This window comes from Streptomyces sp. Y7 (genome assembly GCF_043195415.1).
GTDB lineage: Bacteria > Actinomycetota > Actinomycetes > Streptomycetales > Streptomycetaceae > Streptomyces.
This window is the reverse complement of sequence record NZ_JBIDDQ010000030.1, coordinates 41,616-64,900: the sequence shown is the minus strand read 5'-3', so window position 1 is coordinate 64,900 and position 23,285 is coordinate 41,616. Positions and strand designations below refer to the sequence as shown.

General features: G+C 73.3%; 21 protein-coding genes, 1 pseudogene and 3 riboswitches. Of the genes and pseudogenes, 6 read left to right on the top strand and 16 right to left on the bottom strand.

The genetic code is table 11. The annotated features are described in order from the left end of the window. Window positions 1–60: 60 nt before the first annotated feature. From pstA to ACGFW6_RS39285, 3 genes are read right to left on the bottom strand one after another with little or no spacing between them, the layout of a single operon-like run. Complete coding sequence (gene pstA, locus ACGFW6_RS39295; protein ID WP_393521127.1) at window positions 61–1,323, bottom strand: phosphate ABC transporter permease PstA; 1,263 nt, start codon at window positions 1,321–1,323, stop codon at window positions 61–63. Window positions 1,324–1,325: 2 nt separating this feature from the next. After that, window positions 1,326–2,372, bottom strand: coding sequence for a phosphate ABC transporter permease subunit PstC (pstC, locus tag ACGFW6_RS39290; RefSeq protein WP_393521125.1), 1,047 nt, complete (start codon window positions 2,370–2,372; stop codon window positions 1,326–1,328). Next, window positions 2,369–2,737, bottom strand: coding sequence for a hypothetical protein (locus ACGFW6_RS39285; RefSeq protein ID WP_393521123.1), 369 nt, complete (start codon window positions 2,735–2,737; stop codon window positions 2,369–2,371). Before ACGFW6_RS39285 ends, pstC begins: the two co-directional genes overlap by 4 nt. Before the next feature lie 530 nt (window positions 2,738–3,267). Between ACGFW6_RS39285 and ACGFW6_RS39280 the strand changes: the two genes are divergently transcribed. Further along, window positions 3,268–3,768, top strand: coding sequence for a DinB family protein (locus ACGFW6_RS39280; protein WP_393521121.1), 501 nt, complete (start codon window positions 3,268–3,270; stop codon window positions 3,766–3,768). Window positions 3,769–3,819: 51 nt separating this feature from the next. Here the strand turns inward: ACGFW6_RS39280 and ACGFW6_RS39275 are convergent, their stop codons facing one another. From ACGFW6_RS39275 to ACGFW6_RS39230, 10 genes and pseudogenes are all read right to left on the bottom strand, one after another. Continuing rightward, entirely contained in the window at window positions 3,820–4,326 is a 507-nt protein-coding gene (locus tag ACGFW6_RS39275; RefSeq protein ID WP_393521119.1) for a GNAT family N-acetyltransferase, read from the bottom strand. Between the two features lie 228 nt (window positions 4,327–4,554). Further along, window positions 4,555–5,061, bottom strand: coding sequence for an O-acetyl-ADP-ribose deacetylase (locus ACGFW6_RS39270; protein ID WP_393521184.1), 507 nt, complete (start codon window positions 5,059–5,061; stop codon window positions 4,555–4,557). Between the two features lie 38 nt (window positions 5,062–5,099). Continuing rightward, complete coding sequence (locus tag ACGFW6_RS39265; protein ID WP_393521192.1) at window positions 5,100–5,348, bottom strand: hypothetical protein; 249 nt, start codon at window positions 5,346–5,348, stop codon at window positions 5,100–5,102. Next, a pseudogene (locus ACGFW6_RS39260) lies at window positions 5,269–5,511 on the bottom strand (hypothetical protein); the annotation flags it as partial. The pseudogene ACGFW6_RS39260 and the gene ACGFW6_RS39265, both read right to left, overlap by 80 nt. A gap of 4 nt (window positions 5,512–5,515) precedes the next feature. Next, window positions 5,516–6,460, bottom strand: a complete 945-nt coding sequence (locus ACGFW6_RS39255; RefSeq protein WP_393521117.1) for a sugar phosphate isomerase/epimerase family protein — start codon at window positions 6,458–6,460, stop codon at window positions 5,516–5,518. Between the two features lie 544 nt (window positions 6,461–7,004). Next, window positions 7,005–8,417, bottom strand: a complete 1,413-nt coding sequence (locus tag ACGFW6_RS39250) for a phytoene desaturase family protein (RefSeq protein ID WP_393521115.1) — start codon at window positions 8,415–8,417, stop codon at window positions 7,005–7,007. A 216-nt stretch (window positions 8,418–8,633) separates the two neighbouring features. After that, on the bottom strand, window positions 8,634–9,479 hold the full coding sequence (locus tag ACGFW6_RS39245) for an inositol monophosphatase family protein (RefSeq protein ID WP_393521113.1): 846 nt from the start codon (window positions 9,477–9,479) through the stop codon (window positions 8,634–8,636). A 117-nt stretch (window positions 9,480–9,596) separates the two neighbouring features. Continuing rightward, window positions 9,597–11,423, bottom strand: a complete 1,827-nt coding sequence (locus tag ACGFW6_RS39240; RefSeq protein ID WP_393521111.1) for a gamma-glutamyltransferase family protein — start codon at window positions 11,421–11,423, stop codon at window positions 9,597–9,599. 52 nt (window positions 11,424–11,475) lie between these two features. Further along, window positions 11,476–11,820, bottom strand: coding sequence for a hypothetical protein (locus ACGFW6_RS39235; RefSeq protein WP_393521182.1), 345 nt, complete (start codon window positions 11,818–11,820; stop codon window positions 11,476–11,478). A 292-nt stretch (window positions 11,821–12,112) separates the two neighbouring features. Continuing rightward, a riboswitch (cobalamin riboswitch) is annotated at window positions 12,113–12,327 on the bottom strand. A gap of 14 nt (window positions 12,328–12,341) precedes the next feature. After that, entirely contained in the window at window positions 12,342–13,814 is a 1,473-nt protein-coding gene (locus tag ACGFW6_RS39230; RefSeq protein WP_393521109.1) for a short-chain fatty acyl-CoA regulator family protein, read from the bottom strand. 379 nt (window positions 13,815–14,193) lie between these two features. Here ACGFW6_RS39230 and aceA point away from each other — a divergent pair, with 379 nt between their 5' ends. The 5 genes from aceA to ACGFW6_RS39205 all read left to right on the top strand — a co-directional run bounded on the left by aceA (window position 14,194) and on the right by ACGFW6_RS39205 (window position 21,376). Further along, entirely contained in the window at window positions 14,194–15,477 is a 1,284-nt protein-coding gene (aceA, locus tag ACGFW6_RS39225) for an isocitrate lyase (protein ID WP_393521107.1), read from the top strand. Window positions 15,478–15,599: 122 nt separating this feature from the next. Next, entirely contained in the window at window positions 15,600–17,141 is a 1,542-nt protein-coding gene (locus ACGFW6_RS39220) for a malate synthase A (RefSeq protein ID WP_393521105.1), read from the top strand. Then, window positions 17,138–18,010, top strand: a complete 873-nt coding sequence (locus tag ACGFW6_RS39215; RefSeq protein WP_393521103.1) for a 3-hydroxybutyryl-CoA dehydrogenase — start codon at window positions 17,138–17,140, stop codon at window positions 18,008–18,010. The genes ACGFW6_RS39220 and ACGFW6_RS39215 overlap by 4 nt, the downstream gene beginning before the upstream one ends. Then, window positions 18,004–18,228: riboswitch (cobalamin riboswitch) on the top strand. Its footprint overlaps the gene before it by 7 nt. Before the next feature lie 153 nt (window positions 18,229–18,381). Continuing rightward, complete coding sequence (gene metE, locus ACGFW6_RS39210; RefSeq protein ID WP_393521101.1) at window positions 18,382–20,700, top strand: 5-methyltetrahydropteroyltriglutamate--homocysteine S-methyltransferase; 2,319 nt, start codon at window positions 18,382–18,384, stop codon at window positions 20,698–20,700. An 88-nt stretch (window positions 20,701–20,788) separates the two neighbouring features. Beyond that, the gene (locus tag ACGFW6_RS39205) at window positions 20,789–21,376 is read left to right on the top strand and encodes a histidine phosphatase family protein (protein ID WP_393521099.1); all 588 of its coding nucleotides are present in this window, start codon (window positions 20,789–20,791) and stop codon (window positions 21,374–21,376) included. Between the two features lie 152 nt (window positions 21,377–21,528). On the opposite strand, the gene ACGFW6_RS39200 is transcribed toward ACGFW6_RS39205, so the two are convergent. From ACGFW6_RS39200 to ACGFW6_RS39190, 3 genes are all read right to left on the bottom strand, one after another. Further along, complete coding sequence (locus tag ACGFW6_RS39200) at window positions 21,529–21,858, bottom strand: hypothetical protein (protein ID WP_393521097.1); 330 nt, start codon at window positions 21,856–21,858, stop codon at window positions 21,529–21,531. A 263-nt stretch (window positions 21,859–22,121) separates the two neighbouring features. Then, window positions 22,122–22,880: a CbtA family protein gene (locus ACGFW6_RS39195; RefSeq protein WP_393521095.1), complete on the bottom strand. Its 759-nt coding sequence runs from the start codon at window positions 22,878–22,880 to the stop codon at window positions 22,122–22,124. Between the two features lie 19 nt (window positions 22,881–22,899). Next, the gene (locus ACGFW6_RS39190; protein WP_147998663.1) at window positions 22,900–23,121 is read right to left on the bottom strand and encodes a CbtB-domain containing protein; all 222 of its coding nucleotides are present in this window, start codon (window positions 23,119–23,121) and stop codon (window positions 22,900–22,902) included. Between the two features lie 62 nt (window positions 23,122–23,183). Beyond that, window positions 23,184–23,255: riboswitch (cobalamin riboswitch) on the bottom strand. Window positions 23,256–23,285 lie beyond the last annotated feature (30 nt).

Genomic DNA, 23,285 nt, shown 5'->3' with positions numbered 1-23,285 from the left:
CGAGGAACTCCAGGTCGTCGGTGATGCGGCGGGTAGGGCCGGGGCGGGGTGCGGGAGGGACTACTCGGGGGCCGGCCCCGGGACGGGGTCGACGGGTGGCGCGGCACCGGCTGGCGCGGCACCGGCGGGCGGTCGCGGCCGGACCCGGGCGCGCCTGCTCATGCGTTCGGCGTCGCGCCGCGAGGCGAGCACGCGGCGGTGCCGCTGGTTGCGGGTCAGCTCGCCGGGCCCGCGCCCGCCGATCACCCGGGCCAGCACGAACAGCAGCAGGACCAGGGCCATCAGCAGCGCGGCGGAGCCGAACCCGCGCGCGATGAAGGAGGGTTGGGGCGAGCGCACCAGGTCGAAGGTGGCCAGTGGCAGCGAGATCTGCGGGCCGTTGAGCGGATCGGCGTTCAGGCCCGCGTTGACCCCGGACGTCAGCAGCACCGGGGAGGTCTCGCCGATGCCCCGGGCGGTGCCCAGGATCACGGCGGTGGTCAGCCCGGAGCGGGCGGTGGGCAGGACGACCGTCCACACGGTGCGCCAGCGGCCGGCGCCCAGGGCGTAGGACGCCTCGCGCAGCGAGCCCGGCACCAGCCGGATCACCACGTCGGCGGCGCGGATGATGATCGGCAGCATCATCACGCCGAGCGCCAGCGCGGCGGCGATGCCGGACTTGTCGAAGCCGAGGATGAGGATGACGGTGGCGTAGATGAACAGGCCGGCCACGATCGACGGCAGGGCGGTCATCGCCTCGACGATGGTGCGTACGAAACGCGCGTAGCGTCCGGGCACTTCGTTGAGGAACACCGCGCAGGCCAGTCCGAGCGGCACGGTGACGGCGAGGGAGAGGGCGATCTGCTCCAGCGTGCCGACGATCGCGTGCACCACGCCGCCCTCGCTGAGCGGCTCCAGCGGGCCGGTGCCCGACATGTCCTCGGTGAAGAAGCCGATGTGCACGAGCGCGGACCTGCCGCGCCACAGGGTGTACCCCACGACCAGCGCGAGCGAGCCGAGCAGCAGCACGGCGAGGCTCTGCCACAGCACGGCGGCGACCTTGTCGCGTACGGCGACGGAGTTCTCGTCGAAGGAGACCAGCACCGCGTACAGCGCGAGGAACAGCAGGTACGCGACGACGACGAAGCCGAGGACCGAGTCGAACGGGGCGATCCACACGAACAACAGCGCCGTGAACGACACCCCGCCGGCGGCCGCGCCCGCGAGGGCGAGCAGGTCAAAGGCGTGCACGGAGGAGGTGTTCCGGCGGACCTCGGGGGCGCTGTCGTGGTCCTCGGCGGGCGGCCGCACGGTCGTCGCTTCCTTGAGGAGCTCGGTGGTCATGGTCAGGCCTCCGTTCCGGCGCCGGAGCGGCTGCGGGCGGCGATCGAGGACGCGACGAAGTTCACGACGAGGGTCAGCAGGAAGAGCGCGAGTCCCGCGGCCATCAGGGCCGACATGCCGAACTCGCTGGCGGAGCCGTAGCGCAGGGCGATCAGCGCGGAGACGGAGTTGGCGCCGTTCTGCAGGACGTGCCACTGCACGGAGAACACCGGCGAGATGATCATGTAGACGGCGATCGTCTCGCCCAGGGCCCGGCCAAGGCCCAGCATGGTTCCGCCGATGATGCCGCCCCGCCCGTACGGCAGGACGACCGCGCGGATCATCCCCCACCGGGTCGCGCCCAGCGCCAGGGCGCCCTCACGCTCTCCGGGCGGTGCCTGCGAGAAGGTCTCCCGCATCACCGAGCAGGCGATGGGCGTGACCATCAGGGCGACGACGATGCCGGCGATGAACGTGGACGAGGTGTACACGGTGGCCGTCTGGAGCGGATCGCCCGGGACGACGCCGTCGACCTCGAAGAGCGGGATCCAGGAGAAGTACGTGGCGATCCAGCGGGAGAGCCCGACGACCTGGCCCTGGAGCAGGAAGAAGCCCCACAGCCCGTACACGACACTGGGCACGGCGGCCATCAGGTCCACCAGGCTGATCAGGGTCCGCCGCAGCTTCCGGGGCGCGTACTCCGAGATGTACAGCGCGGTGCCGAGCGCCAGCGGCAGGGCGACGCAGATCGCGGTCACGCCGATGAGCACCGTGCCGGTGAGCACGGCGGCGATGCCGAAGCGGCGCGAGTCGGGCTCCCACGCGGAGGTGGTGAGGAACGACCACTGGGCGACGCCGAGTGCCTGGGACGCGCGGTAGGCGAGGAAGACGCCGACCAGCAGCATGATCGCCAGGACGACCGCGCCGCTGCCGCGGAGCACGCCCTGGAAGACGCGGTCCGCGGGCTCGGTCCGGCCGCGCGGTGCGCGCCGGGCGGCGTCGTCGGGGCCGCCTTCCGCCCCCGGTGCGGGTTCGGAGGGCGGCCCGGGTCTGGGGATGACGACACTCATCGCGCACGCGTCCCGGCACGCTCGCGGCCACCGCCGTCGTCGCCGGAGGGCCGGTGGCCCGGGGCGTCCGGTTCCTTCCCGGGGCTGCCGGGCCGGGTCGGACCGGCCGGGCGGCGAGGGCCGTACGCACGGCGCGCACCGGCCCCTCGGGACAGCGGCGGCAACGGCTCCGCCAACTCCGCCACCTGGACCGTGTTCAGGAACTGCCCGAAGTTGTACTGGCAGTCCCGCTGGCGCTGGTAGAGCCGCCCGGCGACCGCGACCGCCCGGCCGTCGATCTCCAGGCGCCAGCTCCAGCCGCCCGCCGCCTCCGTCGTGGTCAGCAGCACTCTGGCGTCCGAGATCCGCTCTCTCAGCCACAGCACCGCGGCCCGGCACTCCGTGAAACCGGCGAACGACTCGGCGCTGCGCCCCAGTTCACGGTGATTGGATCCGACCAGTCGCCAGCCGACCGACTGATCCTCGCCACCGGGTCTCTGCGGCGTCCCCCAAACCACATACAAGAACCGTGACGAAACCATGGAAACCACCCCCTCTCCACTCCACCGGATGGGCCGTTTTTCGCCAGCGGCGATGAACCACCCAAAGCGCACTGAGAGTCGCGGACCTGTGTGCGATCTGTGTTCACGGCTGAGTGAAGGCCGAACGGAGGGGAGATGAACGGGAGAGGCGGCACGGTCGGGAGAGGCGGGCGGGACGCGGGCCACCAGCCGGGTCACCCGGCGTAATGCCGCCTGGCGCCGGCCGCCGGCGTCTCCACGCGTCCTCCACAACCTCGGCGTTGTTGCCGTTCCCGCAAGATTCCCGGTGCGGCCGCGGGCGCCTCGCGAGACTGGGGATCCGGCGACGTCGCGAGCCCCCGGCGCGCCGCCCCGATCAGTGAAGGGAGACCACTGTGCCCGGCCCCACGCGCCGCAGCCGTCGCGGCGACACCCCGCCGCCCCGGACCGGAGGCAGCGAGAGCGAGGTCCTGCGCGGTTTCCTCGACTACCTCCGCACCTCGGTCGCCGCGAAGGTCGACGGCGCGCCCGAGCCGCAGGTGCGAACCGCCGCGACGGCGTCGGGGACGAACCTGCTCGGCCTGCTCAACCATCTGACGTGCGTGGAGCGGTCGCTCTTCCTCGGGGAGCACGTCCCCGACTGGCAGGCGACGTTCCGGGCCGCGCCGACGGACAGCGTGGCCGATGTCGTGATCCGCTACCGGCACGCGGTCGCATGTGCGAACGAAGCGCTCGACGGATGTACCGACCTCGGCACGCCGCTTCCCCGGCCGCGGCCGGGCCGGCCCGCGCCCAGCGTCCGCTGGGCGCTCACCCACATGATCGAGGAGACCGGCCGGCACGCGGGCCACGCGGACATCCTGCGGGAGCTGATCGACGGCTCGACCGGCCGCTAGCGGCCGATGGTGCGGGGGTGGTCGAGTACCTCCCCCGCACCACGGTTCGGGTCAGATGCCGAACGGCGCGGCGTAGCGCACGGTTCCGCCGGGCAGCGGGTGGCCGGCGTCCAGGGCGAGGGCCATCAGGGCCTCGTCGGGCACGTCGATGCTCAGACCGATGCCATGGGCGGAGGCGCGGGTGAAGCCGAACCGGGGGTAGTAGCCCGGGTGCCCCAGGACGACGACGTGGTGCTCGCCCATGTCCCGGGCCGCGGCGAGGGCGGCACGGACGGCCGCCGAGCCGGCGCCGCCGCGCTGCCACTCGGGCCGGACGGCGCACGGTGCCAGGCACAGGGCCGGGACGTCGCCGATGTGACACCGGGTCAGCAGCGCGTATCCGACGGGGCGGCCGTCGTCGTCGGTGGAGACGAGGGACAGGCCCTCGATCCAGGCGGGGTCCGTACGCAGCGCGTCGACGAGGTCGGCCTCCGCGGGGGTGTCGAACGCGGCGAGGTTGATGTCACGGACGGCGGGGATGTCGGCGCCGGTCTCGGCGCGCGTGCTCCAGGTACGCATGAGGGATGAAGATCCGTTTCATGGTCGTGTTCGGGTGGGTGCCCCGCGGGCTCACGCTCCCGGTGAGGGCGGACCGGCCGATGTCAGGCCACGGCCCGGGGCGTGAGGGAGACCCGGACGCTGCGCACGGCGGCCTCGAGCGCGGTCATCGACCCCACCTCCCTGGTTCCTCGGCTCCTGAGCGAACACAACCTGGTGGGAGCATACGGGACACCGGCCCGGGGAGCGTCAGCCCTGCTGGGCGAAGGCCTCGTAGGCCCGGTCGTCGAAGAGGACGAACCGCACCTCTTCGACGGAGGTCGGCGTGTCCCGCACGGTCTCCGTCGCGATCCGCGCGGCGTCCTCCATCGGCCACCGGTACACGCCGGTGGAGATCGCCGGGAAGGCGACCGTACGGGCGCCCAGCTCGTCGGCCACCCGCAGGGACTCCCGGTAGCAGGAGGCCAGCAGCGCCGAGCGGTCCTCGGAGGCCGACCAGACCGGGCCGACCGTGTGGATCACCCATTGGGCGTCCAGGTCCCCCGCGGTCGTGGCGACCGCGTGCCCCGTGGGCAGGCCCTTGCCGTAGTGGGAGGCGCGCAGGTCGCGGCAGGCGGCGAGGATCGCGGGGCCGCCGCGGCGGTGGATGGCGCCGTCGACTCCTCCCCCGCCGAGGAGGGAGGAGTTCGCGGCGTTGACGATCGCGTCGGCCGTCTCGCGTGTGATGTCGCCCTGCACGAGCCTGATCGTGGTCATGACTGCTTCTATAGCAGGGCGGTACCGCCCTCGCAGGTTCACCGCCGGGCGACGGGCAGCGAGCGCACTCCGTGGACCGTGCTGGTGGACAGGGCGAGCGAGGCGGGCGGGGCCGTCGGATGCAGCATCGGGAGCCTGCGGAACAGGGGTGGCCAGGCCCAGGCGGAGTTCGGCGCGGGCCGGCGACCGGCCCAGGCACTGGTGCGGTCCGTGACCGAAGGCCAGGTGGCCTGACGCGTCCCGGCGCGCGTCGAGATCGTCTGGGGCGGCGTGGCGCGACGGGTCACGGTTTGCGGACTGTAACGCCACCACGACGCCCTCCCCCGCCCGGATGGTGACCCCGGACAGCTCCACGTCCTGGGTGGCGATCCGCCGTATCCCGGAGTGGATGAGGCTCAGGGCGGGGCGGGGGTCGGCCGGATCCGAGGGGGAGGCGGTCGTGACAGCCATGGGGTCAACTTCCTGAGGGGCGTGGGGAAGGAAGGACGAGACCGGCCGCCCGGCCCGGAGCCGGGGCGGGCGAGGGACCGGGTGGGGGCCAGAGGTCCGCGGCGGCGCGTTCGGCCGTGCGCAGGAACTCGATCGAGCGGCGGGCGACCTCGGGGGCGTCGAGCGAGCCGCCCTGGATCTCCACGGACACCAGGCCGCGGTGGTCGAGGGCGCGCAGGGCGGCCAGCACGGCCGGGAAGTCGATCTCGCCGGCACCGAACTCCAGATGCTGGTGGACCCCGCGCCGCATGTCCTCGATCTGCACGTTGCGCAGCAGCGGCGCGGCCCGGCGCACGCAGTCCAGCAGCGGGTGTTCCTCGACGCAGTGCGCGTGGCCGATGTCCAGGGTGATCCCGAACAGCGGGTGCCCGCCGACGAGTCGGCCCAGCCGCAGACAGCGTTCGACGGTGTCGACGAACATGTACGGCTCCGGCTCGAAGGCCAGCGCCACCCCGTACGTCTCGGCGCTCTCCAGCACCGTCTCGATGCCTTCCGCGAGCCGTTTGAAGGCGTCCTGCTCCGGCATGCCCTGCGGCGCCGGGCCGCTGCACAGGTGGACCGTGGGCGAGCCGAGGTCGGCGGCTGTGCGCAGGGCGCGGCGCAGCAGGTCGATCCTGAGCTCGGAGCCGTCCGACATCAGCGTGGGCAGATGTTTGGCCCAGCGGTCGAGGAAGTAGGGGGCGCCGGTCTCCACGGTCACGTCGAGCCCGTGCCGGTCGAGCTGCCGGGCGAGCGCGTCGACCCGGCGGGGCAGGTCGTCCGCGTACGGGTCGAGGTGATTGTGGTCCAGGGTGAGCGCGACGCCGTCATAGCCGAGGTCGGCGAGGACGGCGAGGACGTCGGACAGCCGGTGGTGGGTGAAGCCGTTGGTGCCGTAGCCGAACTTGAGGGGCGTGGGGGGAGGTCTCATGGTGCCGGTTCCTCACACGGAGGTGGGTGGGTCTCAGGTGGGGGATATGCGCCGGGCCGGCCGTCGCGCGAGGGGGTGGACGACGCCGAGCACCGCGGCGACACGGGGCGCGCCGCCCCGCGCGGTCAAGGCCGCCTGAAGAGGCAGCAGCCCGAGAATCCCGGCCCCCACGGCCCGCCGCACGTTCTCCGCCGAGGGCTCCCGGACCGCACGAGCCTGAGCGGCTCCGTACGTCCCGAGACAGGCAAGGGCGGCAGCCCCGACAAGGCCACGCGGAAACACTGCGGAGTCGACGGCGCCAACACCCTCGAGGGACGCACGGACCTGCGCCCCGGCACGGGCGCCCAGGGCGAGGTCGGCGAGGCGCACGGCAGACCGGGATCCACAGCGGACAACCGCTTTCCGATCTTTCATGGCCGCACCCTACTGGCGGCCGTTGAGCATTCAGCTCCCTACTCCCCGGTAAGCGGAGTGACAAAGAAGACACAGGTCTTCCTCACCCCGCGGCCTCAACTACCGGTAGAAGTAAGTCGTTTGAGCGCCGTCACGGCTCCTGACGCAGCCGCCGCCACACCGCCTTGGCCGCGTTGTGACCCGACATGCCGTGCACGCCCGGTCCGGGCGGCGTGGCCGACGAGCAGATGAAGACCGCCGGGTGCGGGGTGGTGTAGGGGAACAGCGACAGCTTGGGGCGCAGCAGGAGCTGGAGTCCGGAGGCGGCGCCGGAGCCGATGTCGCCGCCGACGTAGTTGGCGTTGCGGACGGCGAGTTCGGCCGGGCCGGCCGTCGCCCGGGCGAGGACACGGTCGCGGAAGCCCGGGGCGAAGCGCTCCAGTTGGCGTTCGATGGCGTCCGTGAGGTCGCCGGTCCAGCCGTTCGGGACGTGTCCGTACGCCCAGAAGACGTGCTTGCCCTCGGGGGCCCGGGACGGGTCGACCACACTGGGCTGCACCGTGATCATGAACGGCTTGTCGGGTGCCCGGCCCTGCCGGGACGCGGCTCGCAGCGCGGCGTCGATCTCGGCGCTGTCCCCGCCGATCTGCACGGTGCCGGCGCGGCGGGCCTCCGGCGCGGTCCACGGCACGGGGCCGTCCAGGGCGTAGTCGATCTTGAAGACGCCGGGGCCGTAGCGGTAGCCCTCGTAGTAGTTGCCGAGGCCGGCGATGCGGGCCAGCGCGGTGGGCGAGGTGTCGAAGACGTACGCGCGGGCGGGCGGCAGGTCGTCGAGGCGCTTGACCTCGTAGTCGGTGTGGACGTTGCCGCCGAGGTCCTCCAGGTACGCGGTGAGCGCGTCGGAGATCGACTGGGAGCCGCCGCGGGCCAGGGGCCAGCCGCGGGCGTGCGCGGCGAGCGCGAAGACCAGGCCGATGGCGCCGGTGGCGAAGCCGCCGAGAGGGGCCATGACGTGCGCGACGAGACCGGAGAACAGGGTCTTGGCCTGCTCGTCCCGGAAGCGCCGCATCAGCCAGGTGGACGGCGGCAGTCCGACCAGGCCGAAGCGGGCGAGCGTGACCGGGTCGCGGGGCAGCGCGGTCAGCGGCAGGGACATGAAGTCACGGGCCAGGGTGTCCCACTTGGCCAGGAACGGCTCGACCAGCCTGCGGTAGGGCCCCGCGTCGCGTGGGCCGAAGGAGGCCGCGGTCTCGGCGACGGACCGGGACAGCACGGCGGCGGTGCCGTCGGTGAAGGGGTGCGCCATCGGCAGGCCGGGGTGCAGCCACTCCAGGCCGAAGCGGTCCAGGGGCATGGTCCGGAAGACCGGTGAGTTGATGCCGAGGGGGTGCGCGGCGGAGCACGGGTCGTGCCGGAAGCCCGGGAGGGTCAGCTCTTCCGTGCGGGCGCCCCCGCCGACGGTGTCACGTGCCTCGAACACGGCGACGGAGAAGCCGCGGCGGGCCAGCTCCACGGCAGCGGTCAGTCCGTTCGGCCCCGCACCCACCACGACCGCATCGAGCATCGACGGCACCTTCGGACTCCTTCGTCAGCCGATGGCCTTGAAGGGTCAGGATATGCCGGGGCACTGACAGCGGAGGGCGCGGGCAGTACCGCCCGGGTTCTCGGTCCCATCGGTGGCAGCGCGACCGCGGCTGGCTGGAGGGCTTGTCACGCCCACGCGGCGGAGCCGCACAGCGACAGAGCCCCGGGCCTCCGTGGGCGCGGCCCAGGTGGGTCGTTACACCCCGCCGGCCAGCAGTCCCGCCACCCGCCGGGCCGTAGCCGCGTCCCGCGCCGCCGTGAACGGCAGTGCGTTGCCGCCGGTGATCCGGAACGGCTCGCCCGTGCGGGTCAGGTGGGCGCCGCCCGCCTCCTCGACCAGGAGAATGCCCGCGGCGTGATCCCAGGCGGCCTCCCAGCTGAATGCGGTGGCGTCCAACTCGCCCCGCGCGACGGCCAGATACTCCAGGCCCGCCGAACCGCAGGAGCGCGGCGCGATGCCGTCGGTCCACAGGCCGAGCAGCCCGCGCTTCTGCTCCTCGGTGGTGTAGTCCGGGTGGGACGTGGCGATTTCGAGGTCACGGCCGGGCTCCGGCGCGCCGGACCGCAGCCGTACGCCGTCCAGGTAGGCGCCCTGGCCGCGCACCGCCGTGGCGAGTTGGTCGCGGGCCGCGGCGTAGGTCCAGGAGGCGAGCAGCACACCGTGCCGGGCGAGCGCGACGAGCGTGCAGAAGCCGGTGTCGCCGTTCACGAACTGCCGGGTGCCGTCGACGGGGTCGATGATCCAGACCGGCGCGTCGCCGCGTATCGCCTCGTACGACGCCGGGTCGGCGTGCACCGCTTCCTCGCCGACCACGACCGAGCCGGGCAGGAGGGTGCTCAGCGCCCCGGTGAGGAACTGTTCGGCGAGCCGGTCGGCGTCGGTCACCAGATCGTGCGGGCCGCTCTTCTGGTCGATCTCGTGCTCGGCGAGCTGCCGGAAGCGGGGCATGATCTCGGCGGCGGCCGCCTTGCGGACCGCTTCCTCCACGTCGGCCGAGTGCTGTGCGAGAAACTCTTCGATGGTTTCGTTGTCTTCGATCACGTGTCAATAAGAACACGCCCCACTGACAACCCCCGCCCGCCGGGTGACCGCCGGATGGCATCGGCGTGAACATGAGGGGCGGGCAGCGCCGGGCCGAAAGCGCCGGACCGGCGATGCTCAGCGTCCGACCGCGTAGCCCTGCATCCCCCGCGGATTCGCCGCCGCCGACAGGACGCCGGTGTCCGGGTCCCTGGCCACCGCGCAGAGCCGGCCCTCCGACCAGGCGTCACCGACGGTCACGTCATGACCGCGGCGCCGCAGCTCCGCCACCACCGCGGGATCCGTCCGCGACTCCACGGTGACGCTCCCCGGCCGCATCCCGCGCGGGTAGAAGGAGCCGGGGAAGCTGTCGTTGTGCCAGTTCGGGGCGTCGATCGCGCCCTGCAGGTCGAGGCCGCCGCGCACCGGGCCGCGCAGGGCGACCGCGAGGAGGAAGTGCAGCTGCCACTGGTCCTGCTGGTCCCCGCCGGGCGTCCCGAAGGCCATGACGGGCACGCCGTCGCGCAGGGCGACGGAGGGCGTGAGGGTGGTGCGGGGCCGCCGGCCCGGCGTCAGGGAGTTCGGCAGGCCCTCCTCCAGCCAGGTCATCTGGAGCCGGGTGCCGAGCGGGAAACCCAGCTCGGGTACGACGGGGTTCGACTGGAGCCAGCCGCCGCTGGGGGTCGCCGCGATCATGTTGCCCCAGCGGTCGACGATGTCGAGGTGGCAGGTGTCGCCGCGGGTCCCGCCGTCGGCGGCGACGTCGGGCTCGCCCGGCACCGGGGAGGTCGGGCGCTTGGCGACGGTCGGCTCCCCGACGCCCAGCGCGTCGGAGCCGGGCTCCACGTCGGCCGCCACGCGCGCGTGCGCGGACAGCCGCGGGGCGCGCCCGCCGGGGCTGCCCGGCCGCATCTCACGGGACGCCGTCCCGCCGACCAGCTTCCGCCGGGCCGCGTTGTACTCGTCCGACAGCAGCTCGGCCAGCGGCACCTCGGCCGCGTCGCCGTACCAGGCCTCCCGGTCGGCCATGGCCAGCTTGCAGCCCTCGATCAGCAGATGGACGTACTCGGCGGACCCGTACCGCGGGAGCTCGGGCGGGAGCAGCGCGAGCTGTTGGAGAAGGACGGGGCCCTGGCTCCAGGGACCGGCCTTGCACACGGTCCAGCCGTTCCAGTCGTACGTCGCGGGCGCCTCGTAGGTCGCGGTCCAGCCGGCGAGGTCGGCGGCCGTGAGCGTGCCGGAGTGCCGCTCGCCGCTGGTGTCCAGGGTGGGGCGCCCGGCCTGCCGTACGAGGGCCTCGGCGATGAATCCGGACCGCCACACCTGGCGCGCGGCCTCGATCTGGGCGACCCGGTCACCGGCGCCCGAGACCTCGTCGAGCAGCCGCTTCCAGGTCGCGGCGAGGGCGGGGTTGCGGAACAGCTCCCCGGGGCGGGGCGCCCGGCCGTGCGGCAGATAGACCTCGGCCGACGAGGTCCACTCCGTCTCGAACAGTTCCCGGACGGTCTCCACGGTCTCGCCGACCCGCTCCACCGGCGCGTGGCCGTGTTCGGCGTACCCGATGGCGTACCCGAGCACCTCCGCGAGCGACCGGGTCCCGTGGTCCCGCAGCAGCAGCATCCAGGCGTCGAAGGCGCCGGGCACGGCGGCGGCCAGCGGCCCGGTCCCCGGCACCAGGTCGAGTCCGAGTCCCCGGTAGTGCGCGACACTCGCCCCGGCCGGCGCCGGCCCCTGCCCGCACAGCACCCGCACCTCGCCGCCCGCCGGGGCGACGAGGATCGGCACCTCGCCGGCCGGGCCGTTGAGATGCGGCTCGACCACGTGCAGCACGAACGCCCCGGCCACGGCGGCGTCGTACGCGTTGCCCCCGCGCTCCAGCACGGCCATCGCGGACTGCGAGGCGAGCCAGTGCGTGGAGGACACCATGCCGAAGGTGCCCTGGAGGGTGGGACGGGTGGTGAACATCGGGTCTCTCACCTCGCTGTCGCGCGGATCGGTCCGTCCGATCTTCGGGCACTCACTGTTCGGGCTTCAACCTTCCCGCGGCTCCGGCCCGCCTCGGCGGTGTGAAGGTATAGAGGTCGAGCACGTCGGGGCAGGGCGCGACGCCGGGGCCGCCGGCCCGGACCCAGGTGATGATGTCCTCGGTCGCGTCGGGGTCGTTGACGAGGCCGAGCCAGACCGGGCGGGCGCCGGACGCGCGGGCGGCGGCGGAGGGCTGGACGACGATCACGTTGGCGTGTTCGCACACGTCGAGGCAGTCGGAGACGCGTACGGGCACGGTCTCGGCGAGGCGCGCGGTCTGCCGCGCGTGGTCGACGCCGGTCACCTTCGGGGTGCCGCAGCAGCAGTCCCGGCACAGGACGACGCGGCACGGCGCGGGTGCGGCGGCGGGTGCCGGGGGTTCGGTCGGCGTGGACTCGGCGGGTGCCCGGGGTTCGGTCGGCGCGGGTGCGGCGGCGGGTGCCGGGGGTTCGGTCGGCGTGGACTCGGCGGGTGCACGGGGTGCGGTCGGCGCGGGTGCGGCGGCCCGTGCCGGGGGTTCGGTCGGCGTGGACGACGTGGTGCTGCGGGACGCGGGGCTGGGGAGCACGGGTATGCCTCGGGTGTCGGGGCTCGTACGCGGAGCCTGGCCTGCGGACGTCCTCCCCGCCCGGGGGCGCGGAGGTGCCAGCAGGTCTTCGGACTCGGGTTCGTCCGGTCGGGGCGCCTTCCCGGTCCCGGCCCCCGGCGGCCCCACGGCCGTCGCGGACCCCTTCCAGTGGCTTCGCGTGCCCCGCCCGTCCCCCTCACCGCTGCGCGTCAGTTCCGGATTCGCACCGGATTCCCTGGCCTCGGATGTGGCTCGACTGGCCCGTCGAGGCTATCAACTCCCCCTGCCGCTCAGGTCGTGCGCTCGGTCACGGGGTACGGCACGAACGTGCTGGTGTTCTGGTCGATGCGCAGGGTGCGGCCGAGGGGCGGCACGGCACGCTGCGGGCAGTCGAGGCGTTCGCAGACGCGGCAGCCCATGCCGATCGGCGTGGCCGCGGCGGGGCTGGTGAGGTCGAGTCCGTCGGAGTAGACGAGGCGCTGGGCGTGCCGGATCTCGCAGCCCAGTCCGATGGCGTACGTCTTGCCGGGCCCGCCCCAGCCGCCGCGGTGCCGGGTGACCGCGCGGGCGGTCCACAAGTACCGCTGCCCGTCCGGCATTTCGGCGATCTGCACATGGATGCGGCCGGGCGCGGCGAACGCCTCGTAGACGTTCCACAGCGGACAGGTGCCGCCGGCCCGGGAGAAGTGGAACCCGGTCGCGGACTGCCGTTTGGACATGTTGCCGGCCCGGTCGACCCGCACGAAGGAGAAGGGCACGCCGCGCAGGCGCGGGCGCTGGAGGGTGCTGAGCCGGTGGCAGACGGTCTCGTAGCCGAGGCCGTGGCGGTCGGTGAGCCGCTCGATGTCGTAGCGGACCTCTTCGGCCGCGGCGTGGAAGGCGGTGTACGGCAACACCAGCGCGGCGGCGAAGTAGTGGGCGACGCCGATGCGGGCCAGGGTGTGGGCGGGCGAGCCGGCCGGGAAGTCCTCGCCGGCCTGCCGGTCCAGTTCGTCCGCGTACTCCAGCAGGGCGAGCTGGGTCGCCATCCGGAAGGCACGCTGGCCGGGGCGCAGTCGGTTCGACAGGTGCAGGGTGCGGGTCGATGCGTCGTAGTGGTGCAGGCGGTCGCCGGAGCCGGCCGGCGGGGGGCCTCCCTCGGCCGGGCGGGTGCCGTGGGTCCCGGGGGCGTCGGCGAGGCGGATCCCGTGGGCGTCGGTGAGACGTGCGGTCAGGGCCTGCAGGACCTCGCCGGGCCGGATGCCGATCCGCTCGGCGAGCCGCTCGGCCGCGAGGTCGGTGTCGTGGAGGTAGTTCTGGCGGCGGTAGAAGAAGTCGCGGATCTCCTCGTGCGGCGAGCGGGGCAGCGCGTCAGCGGTGTCGCGGCCGTCGGCGGGGGCCCGGCCGTCCGCTCCGGCGAGCCGCTCCGACAGCAGCTGGTTGCGGCGGCCCAGGTCGAGCAGGACCTGCGCGACCGCGGGCATGCGGGAGGCGAGTTCGGCGAGGTCGGTCGGGGAGACGCGGGCGGCGGCGATCTCGCCGGTGAGCGCCTCGCGCAGGTCGGCGACGAGCCGGGCGGTGTCGCGCTCGGAGAAGAAGCCCGGGTCGACGCCGAACGTCTCGGTGAGCCGGAGCAGGACGGGCACGGTGAGCGGGCGGGAGTCGTGCTCCATCTGGTTCAGATAGCTCGCGGAGATGCCCAGGACGCGGGCGAGTTCCGCCTGGCTCATCCGGCGCTCCTCACGCAGCCGCCGCAGCCGCGTACCCGCGTACGTCTTGCTCACCCGCGCACCTCCAGGTCCGGTACGGAACCCGGTCAGCGTACGCGAACGCGGACTGTGCGCACCCTTCGCAAACTTCGCGAACGACGGTCGGAAGATTCGCAGAACTTGGCAGACGTCCACCATTGATGGCACTCAGTGCCAGTGCCAGAGTCTTCGTACGGCCCGCCGGACCCGGCAGGAACCGCCCGGAACCGGGAGACGACTCACGCCCTGACGTCGGCGATCCCGGCGGTGGCGGCACCCTGCGCAGGCAGCATTGCTCAGCTTCGCCCGCGAGGGCGACGGCGGGCCGCATCCCCCCTACGACACGCGGTGCCACGCCCTGCCGTGAACGGCACGGGCTTGGCAGACACAACAGACCGAGGAGACGGTGACAGTCATGGCAGAGGCGAGGACGCAGGCGGCCGAGGAACTCGCACGGCGCTGGGCCACCGACCCGCGCTGGCGGGACATCGAGCGCACCTACGGCGCCGAGGACGTCGTCCGGCTCTCCGGCAGCGTCCGCGAGGAGCACACCCTGGCCCGGCGCGGTGCCGAGCGGCTGTGGCGCCAACTGCACGAGCGGGACTACGTCCACGCGCTCGGCGCGCTCACCGGCGGCCAGGCCGTGCAGCAGGTCAAGGCCGGCCTCCAGGCCATCTACCTGTCGGGCTGGCAGGTCGCCGCGGACGCCAACCAGGCCGGGCACACCTACCCCGACCAGAGCCTGTACCCGGCCAACTCCGTTCCCCAGGTGGTCCGTCGGATCAACAACGCCCTCCTGCGCGCCGACCAGATCGCCGCCTCCGAGGACGCCGGTGACACCACGGACTGGCTCGCGCCGATCGTCGCCGACGCCGAGGCCGGGTTCGGCGGCCCGCTGAACGCCTTCGAGCTGACCAGGGCGATGATCGCGGCCGGCGCGGCCGGGATCCACTACGAGGACCAGCTCGCCTCGGAGAAGAAGTGCGGCCACCTCGGCGGCAAGGTCCTGGTGCCGACCTCCCAGCACATCCGCACCCTCAACGCGGCGCGGCTCGCCGCCGACATCGCCGATGTGCCGACGGTCGTCATCGCCCGTACGGACGCCCTCGCCGCGAACCTGCTCACCAGCGACGTCGACGAGCGCGACGCCGAGTTCGTGACCGGCGAGCGCACGGCGGAGGGCTTCTACCGGGTACGGAACGGAATGGCACCGGTCATCGCCCGCGGGCTCGCCTACGCCCCGTACGCCGACCTGATCTGGGTGGAGACCGGTACGCCGGACCTCGCGCAGGCGCGGGAGTTCGCGGAGGCCATCCACGCGCGGTACCCGGATCGGATGCTCGCCTACAACTGCTCGCCGTCCTTCAACTGGAAGGCGGCGCTGGACGACGACCGGATCGCCAAGTTCCAGCGTGAGCTGGGGGCGATGGGATACCGGTTCCAGTTCATCACGCTGGCCGGTTTCCACTCGCTCAACCACGGGATGTTCGACCTCGCGCGGGGGTACGCCGAGCACGGCATGACGGCGTACGTCGACCTCCAGGAGCGGGAGTTCGCCGCGCAGGCGCAGGGGTTCACGGCGGTGCGGCATCAGCGGGAGGTCGGTACGGGGTACTTCGACCTCGTGTCGACGGCCGTGAATCCCGCCTCCTCGACGACCGCGCTGGCCGGGTCCACCGAGGAAGAGCAGTTCCACTAGCCGGTTCGCCGTGCGCGGGTGCGTGGGGGCTGGTCCCGCACACGTGGCGGAACCCGCATGTCGACACAGCCCCGCGCCCCTCGCAGGGCGATACCCCGCACGGTCTCGACGAGGAGAGCCCGATGTCCGTCACCGCAGTCACCCACCCCGTCCGTGTGCTGGGCTCCCCCGGGCACCGGCACGACGAGATCCTCACCCCCGCCGCCCTGGACTTCGTCGGCCGGCTGGCCGCGGAGTTCGGTGAGCGCCGTCAGGACCTGATGAGAGAACGCCGGCGACAGGCCCTCCGGCTCGCCGCCGGCTCCCCGCTCGACTTCCCCATGGTCACCTCCGCCGTCCGCGCCGATCCCACCTGGCGTGTCGCACCGCCCGCCCCCGGGCTGGCCGACCGGCGCGTGGAGATCACCGGACCGCCCGATCGCCGTACGGCGTCCGCCGCGCTCGACTCCGGTGCTCAGGTGTGGGTGGCCGACTTCGAGGACGCCACCTCCCCGACCTGGGACAACATCATCGACGGGCAGCTCACCCTGCTCGACGTCGACGAGCGGCACCCCACTCTCATGGTCCGCCCCCGCGGCTGGCATCTGGACGAGGAACACCTCACCTGTGACGGCCGCCCCGTCCCCGCCGCGCTCGTCGACTTCGGCCTCTACTTCTTCCACTGCGCGCAACGCCGGATCGACGCGGGTGGCGGCCCGTACTTCTGTCTGCCGAAGCTGGAGAACAGGTACGAGGCCCGGCTGTGGAACGACGTCTTCGTCCTCGCCCAGGAGCTGCTCGGCATGGCGCGCGGCACGGTCCGGGCCGCCGTCCTGATCGAGACGATCACCGCCGTGTTCGAGATGGAGGAGATCCTCCATGAGCTGCGCGAGCACTCGTGCGGGCTCGACGCGGGCCGCTGGGACCATCTGTTCAGCCTGATCAAGACGTTCGGCCACCGCACCGACTTCCTGCTGCCGGACCGCGCGAAGGTGACGATGACCGCCCCGTTCATGCGGGCGTACACCGAACTGCTCGTGCGCACCTGCCACCGTCGCGGCGCGCACGCCATCGGCGCTAGGTCCGCCCAGGTGCCGGGTGGGGAGCCGGCCGCCGTCGAGGCCGCGCTGGCCACGGTCCGGCTGGACAAGGAGCGGGAGGCGGAGGACGGCTTCGACGGGTCGTGGGTGGCCCACCCGGGCCTCGTCCCGGTCTGCCGCGAGGTCTTCGACGACGTCCTCGGCGCACGCCCGCACCAGATCGACCGTACCCGCGACGACGTCGAGGTCACCGCCGCGGACCTGCTGTCGGTGCGCCGGATCAGCGGCCCGCCGACCGACGAGGGCGTGCGCACCGGCATCGCCGTCGCGTTGCGCTACTTCGCCGCCTGGCTGCGCGGACAGGGCGCCGTCGAAGTCGACGGCCTGTGGGAGGACGCGTCCACCGCCGAGATCGCCCGGGTGCAGATCTGGCAGTGGCTGCGGCACCGGGTGATCGACCGGGAGACGGTGCTGCGGCTGCTCGACGACGAACTCGCGGCGCTGGGCGCCGAGTACCCGTGGGCACCGGTCGAAGAGGTCCGCGCGCTGTTCGAACGGAGCGCGATGGCAGGGGAGTTGCCGCTGTTCTTCACTCCCGACGCCTACACCCGTCATCTGGTGCGCCGGACGGAGGCCGCGGCATGAGCGGGGACGTCCGACGGGTCGGTGTGGTCGGCGGCGGGCAGATGGGCGCCGGGATCGCCGAGGTGTGCGCGCGGGCCGGTCTCGACACGGTGCTGTGCGAGGTGGACGCGGTCGCGGCGCGGGCCGCCCGGGACCGGGTGACGGCATCCCTCGACCGTGCGGTACGGCGGGGGAAGCTGACGCGGCCCGCCGCCGCCGACGCGCTCGCCCGTCTGGTGTGCACCGGCAACCTGGAGGACCTGGCCGACCGGCAGCTCGTCATCGAGGCCGTCGTGGAGAACCCCGACGCCAAGACGGAGGTGTTCGCCGCGCTCGACAAGATCGTCGAGGACCCGGCGGCGGTCCTGGCCACCAACACCTCCTCGCTGCCCGTCATGCGGCTCGGCATGGCCACCGGCCGCGCGGACCGGGTCGTGGGCCTGCACTTCTTCAACCCCGTTCCGGTCCTGCCGCTGGTGGAGGTCGTGACCTCGCTGCACACCTCGGCCGCGACGATCACCGCTGTCGAGTCGTTCGCCGCGGGGGCGCTCGGCAAGAGCGTGATCCGCTCCCGCGACCGGGCCGGCTTCGTCGTCAACGCCCTGCTGATCCCGTACCTGTTGTCGGCGATCCGGATGGCGGAGTCCGGCTTCGCCACCGCCGCCGACATCGACACCGGCATGGAACTCGGCTGCGCCCACCCCATGGGCCCGCTCCGGCTCGCGGACCTGATCGGCCTCGACACCGTCGCCTCGATCGCCGAGTCCCTCTACGACGAGTTCAAGGAGCCCCTGTACGCCCCTCCCCCGCTGCTCCTGCGGATGGTCGAGGCGGGGCTGCTGGGCCGCAGGAGCGGGCGGGGGTTCCACACGTACGGCCGGGTAGGCTGACCGGTGCAGCTGGTTCGCCCCGTCCGCCAGGCGGGATGCGTCGTAAGAGGGAACCCGGTGGGAATCCGGGACTGCCCCGCAGCGGTGAGCGGGAACGACCGCCGTCATCAGCACTGAGCCCGACATACCGGGCCTGGGAAGCGACGGCCAGTAGGAGTCCTCACGAGGTGAGGACGTGCCCGCGAGTCCGAAGACCTGCCAACTGCCCGCGCGCGAACCACTCGTGCGCGGACATCCCGGTGACCTCGAGGGCGGGTCGGCGAACATGACCGAGCGGTAGCCGTACGGCCGCTGCCGTCCGGTCCGTCACCCCTTCGCGCTCTCGTCCCGTCGCCGGGATCTCAGGGATTCATCTCGCGAAGGAGATCTCCGTGACCACCAAGCCCGCAGCCGCGGCAGCACGGGCCACCGTGTACGGCTACCCCCGTCAGGGCCCGGACCGGGAACTGAAGAAGGCGATCGAGGGCTACTGGAAGGGCCGCGTCACCGCCGACGCCCTCCGTGCCACCGCCGCGGAACTGCGCCGCGCCAACTGGCGCCGGCTCGCCGACGCCGGCATCCACGAGGTGCCGACCGGCGACTTCTCGTACTACGACCACGTCCTGGACACCACCGTCGCGCTCGGCGCGATTCCCGAGCGGCATCGCGTCGCCGTCGAGGCCGACGCCCTGGACGGCTACTTCGCCATGGCCCGCGGCACGCAGGACGTCGCGCCGCTGGAGATGACGAAGTGGTTCGACACCAACTACCACTACCTCGTACCCGAGTTGGGCCCGGACACGGTGTTCGCGGCGGACTCGGCCAAGCAGGTCGCCGAACTGAAGGAGGCCCTGACGCTGGGCCTGACCGCCCGGCCGGTCCTGGTCGGGCCGGTCACCTACCTGCTGCTCGCCAAGCCGGCACCCGGCGTCGCCGCGGACTTCGAGCCGCTCACCCTGCTGGACCGGCTGCTGCCGGTGTACGCGCGGATCCTGGCCGACCTGCGCGCGGCGGGCGCCGAGTGGGTCCAGCTGGACGAGCCCGCGCTGGTCCAGGACCGCACCCCGGCCGAGCTGAACGCCGCCGGGCGCGCCTACCGTGACCTCGGCACGCTCACCGACCGGCCGAAGCTGCTGATCGCCTCGTACTTCGACCGGCTCGGCGAGGCGCTGCCCGTGCTGGCGAAGGCCCCGGTCGAGGGGCTGGCGCTCGACTTCACCGAGGCCGCGGGCGGCAACCTCCAGGCGCTGGCCGCGGCCGGCGGGCTGCCCGGCAAGCGGCTGGTCGCCGGCGTCGTCAACGGCCGCAACGTCTGGGTCAACGACCTGTCGGCGTCGCTCGCCACGCTCGGCACCCTGCTGGGCCTCGCGGACCGGGTCGACGTCGCGGCCTCCTGCTCCCTGCTGCACGTGCCGCTGGACGCGGCGGCCGAGCGCGACATCGAGCCGCAGATCCGGCGCTGGCTGGCCTTCGCCCGGCAGAAGACCGCCGAGGTCGTCACCCTCGCCAAGGGCCTCGCCCAGGGCACCGGCGCGATCACCGCCGAACTCGCCGCGAACCGGGCGGACCTGGTCTCCCGAGCGGGCTCGCCGATCACCCGCGACGCGGCCGTACGGTCCCGTGCGGCGGCCGTCACCGCCGCGGACGCCCGCCGCTCGCAGCCGTACGCCGAGCGAGCCGCGGCCCAACGCGCCCACCTCAGGCTGCCGTTGCTGCCGACGACCACGATCGGTTCGTTCCCGCAGACCGGCGAGCTGCGTACCGCGCGTGCCGACCTGCGGGCCGGCCGGATCGGCACGGCCGCCTACGAGGACCGTGTCAGGGCCGAGATCCAGGAGGTCGTCGCCTTCCAGGAGAAGACCGGCATCGACGTCCTGGTGCACGGCGAGCCCGAACGCAACGACATGGTCCAGTACTTCGCCGAGCGGCTTACCGGGTACCTCGCCACACAGCACGGCTGGGTGCAGTCCTACGGCACCCGCTACGTCCGCCCACCGATCCTGGCCGGCGACATCTCCCGGCCCGAGCCGATGACGGTCCGCTGGACGGCGTACGCCCAGTCCCTGACGTCCCGCCCGGTCAAGGGCATGCTCACCGGGCCGGTCACCATGCTCGCCTGGTCCTTCGTCCGCGACGACCAGCCGCTCGGCGAGACGGCCCGCCAGGTCGCTCTCGCGCTGCGCGATGAGGTGAACGACCTGGAGGCGGGCGGCACTTCCGTCATCCAGGTCGACGAACCGGCCCTGCGCGAGACCCTGCCGCTGCGCGCCGCCGACCGCGACGGGTATCTCGCCTGGGCCACGGAGGCGTTCCGGCTCACCACCGGCGGGGTCCGGCCGGACACCCAGATCCACACCCACATGTGCTACGCCGAGTTCGGCGACATCGTGCAGGCCATCGACGACCTCGACGCGGACGTCATCAGCCTGGAGGCGGCCCGCTCGCACATGCAGGTCGCCCGCGAACTCGCCGCGCACGGCTATCCGCGCGAGGCCGGACCGGGTGTCTACGACATCCACTCGCCGCGTGTGCCCAGCGCCCGGGAGGCCGCCGCACTGCTGCGCACCGGGCTGAAGGCGATCCCCGCCGAGCGGCTGTGGGTCAACCCCGACTGCGGTCTGAAGACCCGCGGCTGGCCGGAGACCCGGGCCTCGCTGGAGAACCTGGTGGCTGCGGCCCGTACGGTACGGGGCGAGCTGTCCTCGTCCTGACCCGGCCGGCCGGGGGGCCCTCGCCGCCGCGGTGAGGGCCCCCGGACAGCGAGGAGCACGTCATGACCCCGGCCCGAGGAGCAACCCCGTGACCAGTCGCGTCACCTTCATCTCACCCGCGATGAACGCGGCACTGCGCCGGGCCCGCTTCGACGACGGCTGGACCCCGCTCGACGACATCGGCACCGCGCAGGCCCGCTCGGCCGCCGCAACCCTGCGCCCGGCCGCCCGGGTGCTCACCTCGCCGGGCCTGCGCTGCCGTGAGACCGCCGAGGCGCTCGGTCTGCACGGCCCGGTCGTACCGGAACTGGCGGGGCCGGACATGGGCGGCTGGCGGGGCCGCACGCTCGACGAGGTGAGCGCCGCCGAGCCGGAGTCCGTGGGCCGCTGGCTCACCGACCCCGACCGCGCGCCGCACGGGGGCGAGTCGGTACGGGAGTTCTGCGACCGGATCGCCCGATGGCTGGCGGACGCCCGGGACCTGGACGGCCGCACGCTCGCCGTGGTCGAGCCGGAGGTGGTCCGCGCGGCCGTCGTGCACGCGCTCGGCATGCCCGTGGCGGCCTTCTGGCGGCTCGACGTCGCCCCGCTGACAGCGACCGCGCTCAGCGGACGGAGCGGACGCTGGAACCTGCGGCTGGGGCGGCCCCTCGCCGCGCCGGACAGCGACGACTAGCGACGGCTCCCCGGCATCAGGACGCCGTATCGCGGTGGCGGCGCAGCAATGCCGGACACCGACGACTAGCGACGGCTCCTCGGCATCAGGACGCCGTGCCGCGGTGGCGGCGCAGCAATGCCGGACACCGACGTGGCGACCCCTCCCCGGCGTCAGGACGCCGTGTCGCGGTGGCGGCGCAGCAGTGCCGCCACCGCACAGCGCAGACAGCCCGGGTCGGCGTCGGTCTGCGTCCCCGCCTCTGCGGCGCACGCCGTGCCCTGCTGCTCGCGGCAGGCCGGGAGCGGCCGCGCGACCAGTGTCTCCAGGTCCCGCAGCAACTGCTCGGTTCGCCTGACCTGCTGACCGAGGACCCGGACGCGGGCGCTCTGGCCGCCTATCTGCCGTCGGCTGGCGATCAGTTGCTCGTACTCCTCCACGGTGAGCGCCACCGCCTCGCGGCCGCCGAGAGTGATACGGCGCGGCTGTGGATGTCTGGCCACTCGACTCCTCCGCTCCCCGCCGGAAGGACCGGCGGGTGATCGGCCGTTGTCCCTGCCCTGTCTGTCCGGGCCCTGTCTGTCCGGGCCCTGTCTGTCCGGGCCCTGTCCGTCCGGGCCCTGTCCGTCCGGGCCCTGTCCGTCCGGGCCCTGTCCGTCCGGGCCCTGTCCGTCCGGGCGCTGTCCGTCCGGTCGACTCGGTGCCCGGGGAACGCGAAAGGGCCCCCGGATGGTTCCGCGGGCCCTCGCGCGTGAGCGCATACCGGTCAGCCGGGCGTGGTCACCGCCGAGGCCGGTGCCGCGGCGGCCGGCCTCGGGTTCAGCAGCCGCTCGGCCAGCTCGCCGAAGACGAGTCCGAAGCCCGCCCACAGGGTGACCTGCATGGCCAGCGCGGACAGCCGGAACCGCCACAGGACGGTCGCCGGGAAGTCCGCGGGGACCTCGTCGACGGCCGGCAGGAACGCGTACGCCAGACCGATCAGCAGGGCGAACGCGGCCACCGCGGCGACGGTGGCGTACCAGGTGCCCAGCCTCGGGGCGAGGCGCCTGCCCAGCATCGCGGCGGCCACCGCGAGCAGGACGCCGAGCACCATCATCAGGAAGTACAGGGTGGTCCGCTTGCCGATGGTGTCGTGGTCGCCGACGGCGGGCGGGTTGGCCGGGTACTTCAGGAACGGCACGACGTAGACGGCGAGCAGCGCGCAGCCGGACAGCAGCAGCGCGGTGGCCCGCGGGGTGAAACGGCCGACGCGGCCGAGGGCGAAGCAGTAGGCGAGGGCGGCGATGCCGCCGAAGGAGACGCCGTAGATCAGGACACCGGTCGCGAGGCCGGCGGTGGACTGGAGGCTGCGGGAGACGAGTTCGACCTCGTGCTCGTGCCCGGCGGCGTGGGCCTCCTCGAAGCCGATCGCCTTGTCGACGCTCGGCTCGCCGAGGACGTACGCCACGATCAGCGCGAGGACGCCCGCGGCGAGGCCGGCGAGCATGCCTCGCACGAGCAGGTTGCGCACGGTTGCGGAGTTCATGAGGGTTGCGGGTCCCCGGTCAGTGGCAGGGGAAGCCGAGCAGGTGGCGGGCGTCGTGCACCCACTCGTGGACGTCCTCGCCGGAGACGACGGAGGTGGCGCCCTGTTCGGCGCCGACGAAGTACAGCAGGACCAGCATCAGGATGCCGAAGAAGACCGCCCACGGGACGATCGCGCCGATCGGCAGCTTGGCGGGGAGAGCGGGGGTCGTGGCGGTCGGCTGGGCGACATGCTGCGCCATGGCAGAGCCTCCTTGGGGGAGTTCGCGTCCCATCTCGGTGGTGCACAGGACGACGGCCACGGGTCTGACTCGCCGCCCCTCGCGAAGGGGGCGGCATACAGTGGCGCGACCGTGCCGGATTCCCACCGGCTTCCGTCGTGCCGTCGTCGATATCGCCCCGACCG

Coding starts and splice junctions, on each gene's coding strand:
- ACGFW6_RS39255 (WP_393521117.1), bottom strand. CDS start 6,460: ATGAGACCTCCCCCCACGCCCCTCAAGTTCGGCTACGGCACCAACGGC.
- ACGFW6_RS39190 (WP_147998663.1), bottom strand. CDS start 23,121: ATGGCGCAGCATGTCGCCCAGCCGACCGCCACGACCCCCGCTCTCCCC.
- ACGFW6_RS39250 (WP_393521115.1), bottom strand. CDS start 8,417: ATGCTCGATGCGGTCGTGGTGGGTGCGGGGCCGAACGGACTGACCGCT.
- ACGFW6_RS39195 (WP_393521095.1), bottom strand. CDS start 22,880: ATGAACTCCGCAACCGTGCGCAACCTGCTCGTGCGAGGCATGCTCGCC.
- ACGFW6_RS39240 (WP_393521111.1), bottom strand. CDS start 11,423: ATGTTCACCACCCGTCCCACCCTCCAGGGCACCTTCGGCATGGTGTCC.
- aceA (WP_393521107.1), top strand. CDS start 14,194: ATGGCAGAGGCGAGGACGCAGGCGGCCGAGGAACTCGCACGGCGCTGG.
- ACGFW6_RS39270 (WP_393521184.1), bottom strand. CDS start 5,061: ATGACCACGATCAGGCTCGTGCAGGGCGACATCACACGCGAGACGGCC.
- ACGFW6_RS39215 (WP_393521103.1), top strand. CDS start 17,138: ATGAGCGGGGACGTCCGACGGGTCGGTGTGGTCGGCGGCGGGCAGATG.
- ACGFW6_RS39220 (WP_393521105.1), top strand. CDS start 15,600: ATGTCCGTCACCGCAGTCACCCACCCCGTCCGTGTGCTGGGCTCCCCC.
- pstA (WP_393521127.1), bottom strand. CDS start 1,323: ATGACCACCGAGCTCCTCAAGGAAGCGACGACCGTGCGGCCGCCCGCC.
- ACGFW6_RS39275 (WP_393521119.1), bottom strand. CDS start 4,326: ATGCGTACCTGGAGCACGCGCGCCGAGACCGGCGCCGACATCCCCGCC.
- pstC (WP_393521125.1), bottom strand. CDS start 2,372: ATGAGTGTCGTCATCCCCAGACCCGGGCCGCCCTCCGAACCCGCACCG.